Here is an 11,842-nt window from a genome sequence, read left to right as displayed (position 1 = left end):
AACCCACTACCATCGTAGCGGGTTCTATGTATTATTTTTTAAAAGTCAATGCTAAAGGAACAGAAACATTGGAAGAGACAGGTTTTCCTTTGTCTTCTGCTGATTTCCATTTACCTTTATCTTTAATCCTGTAAAAAGCAGCTTCAATAAATGCATTTACATCTTCATTATTTCCTTTTACATTAGGATCCAGAACATTTCCTTTAGAATCAACTACAAATGTTATTGTTGCTTTGTAGGTTTCCGAAGAAAAGTTTAAAAAATCAAGATCCACAGCTTCATATAATAATTTTTGAAAGGCAGCTCTGCCTTTATCGTATTCAGCTTCTTTAGTAGCTTTTGTTTTTGTCGGAGGATCTGCAGCGATCATTTTCTGATCTTCAAGAGAAGCCTTATCCAAAGCATCTTTGTACGCAGCTATTTTATCTTCCGTCAAAAGCCATTCTTTCTTCGTTCTTAAATCATTAGGCTTAGGATATTTATTATACAGAGCCGTTTTCTTTCTTTCATAGCGTGAATCTGCCCTTTGAAATTCAGAAATCTGGGCACTGCCGAAAATAAAAGTGAAAATGAATGCTGATGCTAAGACCTTTTTCATGATTTATTAAGCTTTTACAATATTAATAATTACTTCAGTTGCTTTTTCCATGCTTTCCAGAGCTACATATTCGTATGGCCCGTGGAAGTTGATTCCTCCTGCGAAAATATTAGGGCATGGAAGTCCCATATATGAAAGCTGAGCACCATCAGTTCCTCCTCTGATTGCTTTGATCTTAGGCTCAATCCCAGCTTCAGTCATTGCTTTTGCGGCAAGATCTACAATATGCATTTTACCTTCAAACTGCTGCTTCATGTTTCTGTATTGTTCTTTGATTTCCACTTCAGCAGTTCCTTCACCATGCTTTTGATTGAATTCAGCGATTTTTCCTTCTAAGAATTTCTTTCTGGCTTCAAATTTATCTGCATCATGATCACGGATAATGTATTGAAGTTTAGCTTCAGAGATATCAGCTGTAATCTCCATTAAATGATAAAACCCGTCAAAACCTTTTGTCGTTGCCGGAGTTTCATTAGCCGGAAGCATTTGAGCAAACTCAGCTGCTAAAAGCGCTGCATTGATCATTTTTCCGTAAGCGTAACCTGGGTGTACACTCAATCCATGAATTTTTACTACAGCTCCGGCAGCGTTGAAGTTTTCATATTCCAGTTCTCCAACTTCCCCACCGTCCATAGTATAAGCCCATTCTGCTCCAAATTTAGCTACATCAAATTTATGTGCTCCTCTTCCGATCTCTTCATCCGGAGTAAATCCTATAGCAATTCTTCCGTGTTTGATTTCAGGATGAGCGATAAGATATTCCGCAGCTGTTACAATCTCTGCACAACCCGCTTTATCATCGGCACCCAGAAGAGTTGTTCCGTCAGTAGTAATTAACGTTTGGCCAATATATTTTTTTAAACTTTCAAATCTTGAAGGGGATAATGTGAATCCTGTAGCCTGGTTCAAAAGAAGATCATTACCGTCATAATTTTCCCAAACCTGAGGTTTTACATTTTCTCCGCTGAAGTCTGGTGAAGTATCATAGTGTGAAATAAATCCGATCGTAGGTCTGTCATCATTTTCAAGGTTAGAAGGAACATATCCCATAATATAACCATGCTCATCAATTGAAACATTTTCCAGGCCGATGGTTTTCAGCTCTTCAGTAATATAATTGGCAATATCCCACTGGCGAGGAGTAGAAGGTGTTGTTTCGCTCTCTGCATCGCTGGTTGAATATATTTTTACATAGCTAAGAAAACGGTTCAGTAATTTTTCTTTCCACAATGGGTTGAATTCTATTGTACTCATCAGATATCATAAATTTTAACAAAGTTAGCAAATTTGATGCTGAGAATACGTTATTTGCGATTTAATATCAGTTATTGAAATTATAAATCAGATATAAATCTTTGAAAATCAAAATAGTGTTAGCTTTGTATGTACAGTATACTAAGTAGTTTAGTTTTATTATATTTGAGAAAATCAAAAAGTAACAATGTTTCTTACCGAATGTCCTAGAGATGCCATGCAGGGATGGGGAGAATTTATCCCTACCGATAAAAAAATAGATTATATCAACTCCTTGATGGATGTTGGCTTTGATGTATTGGATTGTCTGAGTTTTGTTTCTCCGAAAGCAATTCCACAGATGGCTGATTCTGATGAGGTAGCCAAAAATATTGACAAGTCACGTTCCAAAACGAAAGTTTCCGCGATTATCGGTAATTACAGAGGTGCTGAAAAAGCATTGAAACACCAGTCGGTTGATATTCTTGGTTTTCCGTTTTCTATTTCTGAAACCTTTCAGCACAGAAATACCAATAAAAGTCAGGAAGAAGCTTTTGATGAAATCATTAAAATGCTTGAACTGGTGAAAAGTGAAGAAAAGCAGCTGAATATCTATTTCTCCATGGCTTTTGGAAATCCATACGGTGAAATGTGGAAATGGGAAGATGTTGACCAATGGGCACAAAGATTTTCAGATATCGGAGTGAAAGACATCTTATTATCAGATACAACTGGTGTGGCCACTCCCGAAACGATTGCTCTTTTGTTTGAAAAAATACCTTCAAAATATCCTGAAATCAACTTTGGAGGACACTTTCATAACCGCTATGAAGATTCCTATTCAAAATTAAAAGCAGCTTATGATAAAGGCTGCAGAAGATTTGACAGTGCCATCAAAGGAATTGGAGGGTGTCCTATGGCTAAAGATGATCTTGTAGGAAACATGCCTACAGAGCAGGTGATCAATTTTATGAGCGTAGAAAAAGTAGATCATAAACTGAATCTTCTGAATTTTGAAAGCTCTTATAATAAAGCGAAGGATATTTTTCATTTTTAAAATGAATCAATCTCATAGATAGAAAAGAGATCTGCTCAATCAGTAGAATCTGCGAGAAAAATCAATAGGAGTGGGCTTTAGCCCGCTTTACTATATAGAGATACAAATGGCTTTAGCCAAAACATAATTAAATTTCAATTCCAAAATCAACAAAATGTCTCCAATAATCTCATCATCCCAACTAAAAAATATTCCAGTAGAAAATCTTGTTATTCTTGATGCAAGAACTGGAAAAGAGGTAAAACAGAACTACCTTGAAAAGCACATAAAAGGAGCAAGATTCATTGATCTGGATAAAGATCTGGCCGAGATAGGAGAGAATGCTGCTTTTGGTGGGAGGCATCCGCTTCCTTCCGTAGGAAAGTTTGCAGAGACACTTTCAGATCTTGGAATTTATGAAGGAGCTCATCTCGTTGTTTATGACGACAAAAATGCTTCAAATACAGCGGCAAGAGCATGGTGGATGTTAAGATCTTTCGGGTTTGAAAACGTACAGGTTCTTGATGGCGGAATGCAGGCTGCAGAAAAAGCTGGTTTAGAGTTTTCTTCAGGAGAAGAAATAATTAATAAAGCTTCTTTAATCAAAAAAGATCAATGGGAGCTTCCGGTTTCGAGTCTTGAAATTGTTGAAAGTGACTTGAAGAATAATTCTTCTACTGTTATTGATGTAAGAGATGCTTATCGGTATAAAGGAGAATCAGAGCCTATTGATCTGGTTGCCGGGCATATTCCCGGAGCGATCAATATCCCTTTTTCTGAAAATCTTGATGAAAATGGAAACTTTCTGAGCCCTGATACTTTAAAAGAAAAATACAGAAAACTATTGGAAAATAAACCTGAACATCTGATTATTCACTGCGGATCAGGTGTTACTGCATGTCATACTATTTTAGCTTTGGACTATGCAGGGTTCCCGATGCCGGATCTGTATGTAGGTTCCTGGAGTGAATGGAGCAGGAGAGAAGGAAAGGAAATAGCAAAAGAAATATAATTATAGAAAACAAGAAAGGATGTCCGATAAGACATCCTTTTTATGGGTACATATTACGTTGTACTTATTTTTTACTCAAGTGAAACAGAGAAATAATGATGAAGCCGATTCCTGTGATAAAAGGAGGCTGTGCTTTCATCTGCGCTCCTAAAAAGAGCATATAAATACCGAGAAAAGCAAGAACTATCGCTCCAATTTTCTTTGCCATTATTTCCTGAGTTATAGCATTCCTAATTCAAACTTCGCCTCTTCACTCATCATATCCTTATTCCAGCTCGGTTCAAAAGTAAGCTCTAAATCTACACTCTTTACATGCTCTACTTCAGCTACTTTATCTTTTACTTCCTGAGGAAGTGTTTCTGCAACAGGACAGTTGGGAGTAGTAAGGGTCATTATAATTTTTACGTCAGCATCATCGGAGATCTGGACATCATAAATCAGCCCTAATTCGTAAATATCTACCGGAATTTCGGGGTCATATACGGTTTTCAGCACACCAATGATTTCCTCACCAATGTCAGCAATTTGATCGTCTGTAAATTTCATTTTTTAATCTAGATTGATATTCCTTTTCAACAAATCTTCCTGACGCATGCGCCGGAAAATATTTGCCAAAGTTAAGACATCTTTTTCACAATAGTCAACAATTCTCTGCAAGTCTTTTTCTATGTAGTAAATTGATGAAACCATTGAGCCGTCAATATCATCTTTCGGAGTAGGAATTCCAAAGACATGCGCCAGTAATTCCAGAGATACAAAACTTTTATAGTCCCCAAATTTCCAAAGTTCCATTGTATCTATATGAGGAACCTCCCAGGGCTTTTTCCCAAACATCTGAAAGGGAGTTGGGGGTTGTATCCCATTAATAAGGTATCGTCTGGCAATCCAGGGAAAATCAAATTCTTTTCCGTTGTGTGCACAGAGAATAATATTGTGAAGCCTTGGGCTGTTGAAAATTTCTCCGAATTCCTGAAGCATTTTCTTTTCATCATGTCCGGAAAAGCTTTTTATTTTCAGCGTATCATTCTTTTCAACCATTCCGATAGTAATGCAGATGATTTTTCCAAACTCAGCCATAATACCGGCTCTGTCGTAAAATTCTTCTGCTGTGATATCTTCTTTTCTCTGGAATCTTGTTTTTTTATCCCACAGGTATTGTTCTGTTTCGGATAATTCGTCCCATGATCCAGCCTGTGGAACGGTCTCAATATCAAGGAATAAAACTCTTTCTAAGGGTATGTTCTGTATCATATGTGTTTTTGTTGGGTATCTATCCTACCTGCATTCCGTTTTTCGTAGGTAATGAAGGAGCTAAAAGAGTGACATCTTTTTTGTCTTCACCATATAATCCTAGCACAAGACATTCACTGAAGAAGTTGGCAATCTGTTTTTTAGGGAAATTAACAACGGCTAAAATCTGTTTTCCTATCAGTTCTTCTTTTTCATAAAGAGAAGTAATTTGTGCCGATGATTTTCTGATTCCTAAATCTCCGAAATCGATCTCCAGTTGATAAGACGGATTTCTTGCTTTTTCAAAATCATTTACTGAAATAATGGTTCCGCATCTGATGTCTATTTTTTCAAAATCTGCCCAGGTGATGTCTGGTTTTACTGTCATGGTAATTCGTTGATTAAATGTTCTACTTCTGTTTTCTGTTCTGCATATTTTTGCTGCAACACTGAACCTTCACCCATTCTTTTGTAATATTCCAACGCTTTTCCTCCGAAGAATTTTTTATGAAAATCCGAAACGTCCGGTATTTGTGGAAATACTTTGTGAAAAAGCATTTCATAATATGCCTGAAATTCTCTTTCATTTTTGTCTTCAATGACCTGCCCCGGAGCTTTTTGTCTTACATGAAGCATTTCGTGGGCCACCATATTCAGAACAAGGTTAAGGTCAAAATCAAATAAATTTTTTGGAATCATGACCGTCTGCGGGCCGCCCAATTCACCTTCTGCCGTAAGAAGCATTGAGGTAGGAGACAATTCCTGCCTAAATCCAAACCCTGCAAAGTTTTCATGTTCCAGATCAAAAGAATGGATCAGGTATTTTGCTGCATCCAGAATCTGATCATGCTCTTTGTAAGCCTCAAGGTGTAAATTGATCTGTTCAAAATTCATCTGAAATATGTTTTAAACAAATGTATTAAAATATTGAGAATTATGATATATTTTAATTATTTGAAAGGACAAGAGAAAAATGATTTATTTTCAACCTTGGCTCACATTATCATACAGTTTTGAATTAGTGATTAGAAGGAATTTTGTCAATTCCAAAAGAGGAGGATAATTTATAAGCCAAAATGATAAAATAACAATAATCAAAGTACTTAATTAGCTGGTGTTATAAATAGAGCAAATTTCTTCTCGGAATAACTGTTCAATTTATACGGTTAGTGAGACCCAATAATGTTATATTAATTTTCATTAATATAAATTTCGATTATACTTTCCCAATGTTTATAATCCCCCCACTCTAGTTTAACTTTAATTGGCAATTTTGAATCAAAAATTTCAATATCTCCTATTTCTACATTTATAATCCTGTTAATAAAATCTAAAGGAGGAACCCCATTTATCTGCAATTTATCTGCATAAGGAATAGAAATCAATCTTGTAATTTCTAATTTAATAAGTCGATTTAATATTGAAATATTGTTTTTAAACTTTTGGTAATAATAAGAAAGTAATGAACCAAACATTGGATGGCTTTTTAAGTCTCCGAATCCAGTACTTAAGGTTAGTTTTATTATCTGTTTCGCACAATCTTCTCCCTTTACAATTTTAAAATCTCCGTTTTCTATTTCAAAATCTTCTGAGATATCTTGTAGATTATAAGGTGTAGTTCTTGGTGATTTTTCTTTAGGAGTTAAAGAAATATTGTATCTTCCGTCAATAATCTCCCAATTTAAATCACCTGAAATCATTCTTCCGTCTCCCTGGGTTTCAATAACGATGTATCTTAGTTCCTCTATAGATTCATCATTAAAAACTCTTATATCATTAATCTCGCCAAGTATAAACTTTTGAATTTCAAATTGCCAGACTCCATTATTTACAGATTTCCAGATTGCCTCGACTACGATTTTGCTTCCAATGGAAAGAAAAGTTGTTGGTAAACTTATACTTTCCCTTTCAAGGGTTTTTAGTAGATTAATAGCTTCTTTTTCTGCAATTAGCTTCCATTGAATTAATGTTTCTGCAGAATAGTTAGAATAATCAGAATCAATAATTCTCGCATGTTGTCTGCATAACCATATTCCATTTTCAATAGAAATCCTTTGCTCCTTGGTCATTTTCTCATCATAACGAGGACCTTCAGGTGAGGCCGCATAAATATGTGCAGCTTCACCTAAGTTTATAACATGACTAGAGCTTTTATGTCCTGCTCCTACTGTAATTCTCCTGCATCCTAGAAATGAGCAACGCCAAGCAACTCTTTTTGCTAATATTTCCTTTGTCTTTGATGTGAAATTATCTCTCATTTATTAATGATTTTATGCATTTTCTTGAGGGGTATTTTCCTGTTGCATAAAAACCGTAGAATTCTTAGGCACTGGAATGTCAACCAATATTCCTACTTCTCCATTTTCAATGCTTTCAACATTCTTGTCATTAAATTTTATCTCAAGAATCCTTACTTTTTTAAAGCGATTTCTTATTCTAATAAATAAAATGTTTCCCACACTTATTAAGGTGTTGTTTATGGTGAAAATTAATACTTTATTTTCTTTAAAGGTTTCAGTTACAGTTCCTATTTCAACTATATTATGAGGTATAAAAGATATAAGCCCATAATCATACAATCTATCTCGTGCCTCTCCCTTGCTGATAATTCCATTTTCTATATCATAGTATAGTTGAAATAACTGCCATGTTGTTAGTAACCCTCTTTCTTCATTGATTGCATCGTTTATCTGATGCTCCGAAAATGGCGGGTTACTTCTATTTAAAGCGGGAATGTGTCTTTGGTGATTAACGATATATAAACCAAATACATCAAATTTATTTCTTTCCTTTGCTCTTCTGTATTTTATTTTTGAAATCTGGCTACATTCGGAATCTTTGGAAGTTCCTCCAATTCCTTTTACTTCAATGACAAGTAATCCTTTTTCGTTCTCAATTTGAATGTCTTCTTCCTTCTTTTCCCCCTCTTCTAATTGTTCATCCATATCAACTACGTTACTTAATCCCAGCCACTCTAAATATTCAATAACAGCAGTTACTAATGAATCTCCAGTTTCAGTAAGAAGATTATGTAAAAACTGGTACTTTTCTATATTCTTTGAGATTTCATCATTTTTAATGTTTACTTTTTCTTCATATTCTTTCTCTAAGTCTAGTTTTTCTTCTATCAGTTTCGAATGATTTGGTAAAGCATACTCATTTTGGCTTGTCCATTTTTTTTGAGAAGAAAAGGGAAATAATTCAGGCTGAATAGTTGGTGCTATTTCTTGAAGAAACTCTAATAAAAAAGTTGAATTATCTTTTAATTCCGGAAATAAATATGTTCTTGAAATTTGATTTCCGTACGTATAAGAAACTATATCTCCATCATTGTTCACTAGTAAAGGGAAAAAATGAGGGTCAGGTTTTCTTTCTCCTTCTTTCCATACAGTAGGGGGTTCAAAAATATTATGGTATATATATTCTGATTGGTATTTAGTTAAAAATTTATGAAATTCATTTTGTTTTTTGTCCCAAGCTAATTGAGTTTTTAAACCATATTTAATTCCTAAAGAAGGAAGTTTAGGGACAAATTCATAGAGGTTATAAATTGCTAATTGTTTCTGACGGCTCTTTTTATCATAAAACTCATAAGTAAGCTGCATATATTCATTTTGGAACACAATCAACATGAAGTCCTTATTAAAGCAACTTTTTATTTTTTCTTCCAAAAAATGAGCAGAAACCCCTCTGGGATCAAACAAATTCATAGGTGGTTTGCAAAGAATATATAAATCTTTTCCGGTTTTATTGACTGTTCTAATATGTTGCTTTTCATCATAATCAATGATTTCTTCATTTGTCAAGTCAACTATAACAATATCAAATTCATGTAAATTATTAGGAATGATTTGGCCCGTTAAGCAGAATGTCTCTCCAGTTTTGTCTTTAAGATTAACTGTTTTTCCCAAACTACCTTCAGTAATATTAAAATCATTATTTATTAATAAGTCTTTTGTTTTTTGGGTAATATTCAGAGTTAATATTTGTGGTTTATTCATTTTGATTTTTTCAGATGTTATCTATTCTATAAAAAGTTGTTTTTACTAATTCCTGCTTGCTTACAGGCTTTATCGATAGGAATACTTTTTGTTATCATATAAATGTTTGGCAAACTGATATTTATCTAAACTTTCTTTGCTGAAGCTCTTTGGTCTTTCTAACAATTTTTTCTCTTTCTTGCTCTTTTCAATCTTACTTTTATCCTCTCATTAATCAAATTTCTTTCAAATTCAGCGACTACTCCAAAAATCTAAATAATAAATTTACCCTTGGCGGAAGTTGTATCAAATGCAGATTCGCTCAAGTTCTTAAATAAGACTCCTCTTTTCTTAAATTTATCAAAGGTTAATCATATTTCAAGAGGGCGAAAAATTAGGTTTGTTTTATAAACTATTACAATCTCTCCCTTTCGTAAATATGTCAGCATTTCATTAAATCCTTTTCGGTCATCTCTTCTTACACCATTAGCAATATCGGAGTAAATTTTTTCACAACCAATTTGATCAAACAGGTCAATTTGAGTTTTTAAATTCTGGTCTGAAGTTGAACCCAAGCATATCCAACTATCATAATTTAGTCTTATAAAAGGTTTATTTACGAAACTATTAATAAAATGGAAAATGAGACTGATTTGATTTTAAAAATAGATGTTTTTTATTGAATCACAAAACGAACATAAAAAAAGCCTACCTCGAAAGGCAGACTATAGATTTAAATTAAAAAATAAATTAAGGATGTTCATTTCTCGCTCTGATGACCAGATTGACTAAATCTGAGCCGCCACTTGCAAAATTATCACTTGGATTATGCGCGCTTTGAGTAGCCACAGCATACGGAGAACCGTCCCAATATCCCCAAAAAGGACCTCCGCTTTGTCCAGGCCATATATCTGCTTTATGGCTCATGCTTTCGTTGTCATCAGCACTCCAGAAATCTCCATCCAGTGCGATACCTGTTTGGTATGTTGGTCTTTGCGTTCCTGTAAGGTCTCCCGGATATCCTGCATGGGTCCAGTAAGCTCCTCCATCCCATGAGTCAGAGTAGGATTTTGAGCCTAACCAGCCTGTGCTGTTTCCGATAGGTCTGTCTAATACAATCACTACATAATCGTATTGAATCTCAGTAGAGTCGATAGTAGGACCTGCTACTTTATACTTGTAATAAGTTAATGTTCCCCAGGCTGTTCCGTAAGGAGCGCTTCCGTTGTAATACATGGGTGTAAACTTCAGCCATCCTGTAGTATTATTAGGCTGCCAGTCTACAATATGAGAACAGGTAAGAAGGTGTCTTGGGCCGATCATTACACCGCTTCCTGAGCCTAAAGAACTTTCTACTCTGCCGACACACCTCCATGGATAGGCTGTAGAATTATATACTTTTCTTTGGTCTGTTCCGAAAATAGTTCTCGCATTTTCCGGAGTCAGGAAAGAATCTCTGTCAATGAATTTTGGTTTACGGTCTTTTTTAGGTTCCAGCTTTGGATTGTATTCAAAATCAGCATGGGTAGGATAAAAATGGTCAGTTTCCAAAGATCGGTTTTCAGCTGTTTTTTCATCCATGGGCATTCCTATTGTTTTCATTCCTTTAGGGAAAGTTCTTCCGTTAATGGTTTCCATAGCGGGAGCCTGGCTGGATAATTTTTCAATTGCTGACGGTTTTTCAGTTGATTTTGCTTTAACAGTTCTAAGTCTTAGAATCTCTTCAGCGGTCATTGGGTTGTTGTTTTCAATTTTAGACATGATTATTATTTTTAATCTAGTGTGTTCCTACTCTTTTAATGGCTTTTCGGATTCCGCCGATAATGGTTTTATGATTAAGTGAATATTTTTTGTGAAAATTCTGCAGTGATGCTTTCCGTTTGGTTAATTTGGGCTGCTCCCATAGCTGCTAATGCGACGGCAACCTGCTTATCAAGTGTTTTTCGGACGATATTTCCATTGGTAGCACGCAGTATTTTACAGAAATGATAGGTGAAATATCCTCGTATTTGTCCGCTGATAGTACCTTCCATAGATACCTGATTGTCTTTCGCTGCAGCCCATAGCGTATGATTCATTCCGGCAACTGGGACAAGAGCCTTAGTAAGAACGGTTGATTTTTTTGAACTTTTGGAAGTTTCCATTTCACTGGTATACGTCAGATAAAATTCATCTTCAAGCATTGGCGGGATATAACGGGCGGTTTCATTGAGAAGGTCTGCCTCCAGTCCCAGATCCATTTTTCGGGTTCCCGTTCCGGAATAACAGCAGTCGAAGATCACTTCCATATTAACCCCGGCTTTTAGCTTGCTGAGAACTGTTTTGAAATCATCATCCCGGATGACTCCGTTATTGGCATAGTCGTGAGGACAAATGGCTTCATCCAAACCATCCAGTTCCAGATCTGATCCTATATTGGCTACTCTTGTTCCGTGTCCTGAATAATAAAAAACCAGAGAATCACCTTTTACACTGGTGCTGATCATGGATTTCAGATAGTTTAATATATTCGCTCTTGTGGCATTCTGATTGGTCAGGATTTTAATCTTTGTCGGACTAAAACCACAAATAACCAATGTATTTGCCATATCTCTTGCGTCATTTACACAGCCATTAAGGTCCGGACCTCCGTATCCGATGGGTGCATAATCATTAATACCTACGATAAGTGCTTTTTTCATTGTATTAGTTTTAAAAATATTCCCTACTCTGTTTCGGCTTTTCAGGTACCGCCTTTCTGTATTTTTTTCTAT

At 35.3% G+C, this 11,842-nt stretch carries 14 protein-coding genes; 2 read left to right on the top strand and 12 right to left on the bottom strand.

What is annotated here, in order from left to right; translation table 11 throughout:
• Nucleotides 1-31: 31 nt before the first annotated feature.
• Both SFA27_RS22715 and pepT read right to left on the bottom strand, forming a co-directional pair.
• Nucleotides 32-598, bottom strand: a complete 567-nt coding sequence (locus SFA27_RS22715) for a hypothetical protein (RefSeq protein ID WP_407295125.1) — start codon at nt 596-598, stop codon at nt 32-34.
• 6 nt (nt 599-604) lie between these two features.
• A complete protein-coding gene (gene pepT / locus SFA27_RS22710) occupies nt 605-1,852 on the bottom strand; it encodes a peptidase T (RefSeq protein ID WP_047376043.1) in 1,248 nt (415 codons plus the stop codon).
• Between the two features lie 187 nt (nt 1,853-2,039).
• On the opposite strand from pepT, the gene SFA27_RS22705 reads away from it, so the two are divergent.
• Together SFA27_RS22705 and SFA27_RS22700 are read left to right on the top strand one after the other, a co-directional pair.
• Entirely contained in the window at nt 2,040-2,888 is an 849-nt protein-coding gene (locus SFA27_RS22705; RefSeq protein WP_047376045.1) for a hydroxymethylglutaryl-CoA lyase, read from the top strand.
• Nucleotides 2,889-3,042: 154 nt separating this feature from the next.
• On the top strand, nt 3,043-3,879 hold the full coding sequence (locus tag SFA27_RS22700; protein WP_407295123.1) for a sulfurtransferase: 837 nt from the start codon (nt 3,043-3,045) through the stop codon (nt 3,877-3,879).
• Between the two features lie 64 nt (nt 3,880-3,943).
• On the opposite strand, the gene SFA27_RS22695 is transcribed toward SFA27_RS22700, so the two are convergent.
• The 10 genes from SFA27_RS22695 to SFA27_RS22650 all read right to left on the bottom strand — a co-directional run bounded on the left by SFA27_RS22695 (nt 3,944) and on the right by SFA27_RS22650 (nt 11,770).
• Complete coding sequence (locus tag SFA27_RS22695) at nt 3,944-4,087, bottom strand: hypothetical protein (protein ID WP_407295120.1); 144 nt, start codon at nt 4,085-4,087, stop codon at nt 3,944-3,946.
• A gap of 11 nt (nt 4,088-4,098) precedes the next feature.
• On the bottom strand, nt 4,099-4,425 hold the full coding sequence (locus SFA27_RS22690; RefSeq protein ID WP_047376050.1) for an SUF system Fe-S cluster assembly protein: 327 nt from the start codon (nt 4,423-4,425) through the stop codon (nt 4,099-4,101).
• 3 nt (nt 4,426-4,428) lie between these two features.
• Nucleotides 4,429-5,130, bottom strand: a complete 702-nt coding sequence (locus SFA27_RS22685) for a 3'-5' exonuclease (protein WP_407295117.1) — start codon at nt 5,128-5,130, stop codon at nt 4,429-4,431.
• A gap of 19 nt (nt 5,131-5,149) precedes the next feature.
• The gene (locus SFA27_RS22680) at nt 5,150-5,497 is read right to left on the bottom strand and encodes a tRNA-binding protein (protein ID WP_047376054.1); all 348 of its coding nucleotides are present in this window, start codon (nt 5,495-5,497) and stop codon (nt 5,150-5,152) included.
• A complete protein-coding gene (locus SFA27_RS22675) occupies nt 5,494-6,003 on the bottom strand; it encodes a hypothetical protein (RefSeq protein WP_407295114.1) in 510 nt (169 codons plus the stop codon). The genes SFA27_RS22680 and SFA27_RS22675 overlap by 4 nt, the downstream gene beginning before the upstream one ends.
• A gap of 296 nt (nt 6,004-6,299) precedes the next feature.
• Nucleotides 6,300-7,367: a hypothetical protein gene (locus SFA27_RS22670; RefSeq protein ID WP_407295112.1), complete on the bottom strand. Its 1,068-nt coding sequence runs from the start codon at nt 7,365-7,367 to the stop codon at nt 6,300-6,302.
• Nucleotides 7,368-7,379: 12 nt separating this feature from the next.
• Nucleotides 7,380-9,110, bottom strand: a complete 1,731-nt coding sequence (locus SFA27_RS22665; RefSeq protein ID WP_407295109.1) for a hypothetical protein — start codon at nt 9,108-9,110, stop codon at nt 7,380-7,382.
• 350 nt (nt 9,111-9,460) lie between these two features.
• Entirely contained in the window at nt 9,461-9,664 is a 204-nt protein-coding gene (locus SFA27_RS22660) for a recombinase family protein (protein WP_407295107.1), read from the bottom strand.
• Between the two features lie 175 nt (nt 9,665-9,839).
• Nucleotides 9,840-10,850 carry a trypsin-like serine peptidase gene (locus SFA27_RS22655; protein WP_407295106.1) on the bottom strand — a complete coding sequence of 337 codons (1,011 nt, stop codon included), beginning with the start codon at nt 10,848-10,850 and terminating at the stop codon, nt 9,840-9,842.
• Nucleotides 10,851-10,924: 74 nt separating this feature from the next.
• Nucleotides 10,925-11,770, bottom strand: a complete 846-nt coding sequence (locus SFA27_RS22650; protein WP_407295103.1) for a caspase domain-containing protein — start codon at nt 11,768-11,770, stop codon at nt 10,925-10,927.
• Between the last annotated feature and the right edge of the window lie 72 nt (nt 11,771-11,842).

Origin of the sequence: Chryseobacterium sp. HR92 (assembly GCF_045689405.1) — a bacterium.
In the GTDB taxonomy this organism is placed as follows: Bacteria; Bacteroidota; Bacteroidia; order Flavobacteriales; family Weeksellaceae; genus Chryseobacterium; species Chryseobacterium viscerum_A.
The sequence above is the reverse complement of the archived record's forward strand: the minus strand, read 5'-3'. Positions and strand labels throughout refer to the sequence as shown.

Coding starts and splice junctions, on each gene's coding strand:
- SFA27_RS22715 (WP_407295125.1), bottom strand. CDS start 598: ATGAAAAAGGTCTTAGCATCAGCATTCATTTTCACTTTTATTTTCGGC.
- pepT (WP_047376043.1), bottom strand. CDS start 1,852: ATGAGTACAATAGAATTCAACCCATTGTGGAAAGAAAAATTACTGAAC.
- SFA27_RS22705 (WP_047376045.1), top strand. CDS start 2,040: ATGTTTCTTACCGAATGTCCTAGAGATGCCATGCAGGGATGGGGAGAA.
- SFA27_RS22700 (WP_407295123.1), top strand. CDS start 3,043: ATGTCTCCAATAATCTCATCATCCCAACTAAAAAATATTCCAGTAGAA.
- SFA27_RS22695 (WP_407295120.1), bottom strand. CDS start 4,087: ATGGCAAAGAAAATTGGAGCGATAGTTCTTGCTTTTCTCGGTATTTAT.
- SFA27_RS22690 (WP_047376050.1), bottom strand. CDS start 4,425: ATGAAATTTACAGACGATCAAATTGCTGACATTGGTGAGGAAATCATT.
- SFA27_RS22685 (WP_407295117.1), bottom strand. CDS start 5,130: ATGATACAGAACATACCCTTAGAAAGAGTTTTATTCCTTGATATTGAG.
- SFA27_RS22680 (WP_047376054.1), bottom strand. CDS start 5,497: ATGACAGTAAAACCAGACATCACCTGGGCAGATTTTGAAAAAATAGAC.
- SFA27_RS22675 (WP_407295114.1), bottom strand. CDS start 6,003: ATGAATTTTGAACAGATCAATTTACACCTTGAGGCTTACAAAGAGCAT.
- SFA27_RS22670 (WP_407295112.1), bottom strand. CDS start 7,367: ATGAGAGATAATTTCACATCAAAGACAAAGGAAATATTAGCAAAAAGA.
- SFA27_RS22665 (WP_407295109.1), bottom strand. CDS start 9,110: ATGAATAAACCACAAATATTAACTCTGAATATTACCCAAAAAACAAAA.
- SFA27_RS22655 (WP_407295106.1), bottom strand. CDS start 10,850: ATGTCTAAAATTGAAAACAACAACCCAATGACCGCTGAAGAGATTCTA.
- SFA27_RS22650 (WP_407295103.1), bottom strand. CDS start 11,770: ATGAAAAAAGCACTTATCGTAGGTATTAATGATTATGCACCCATCGGA.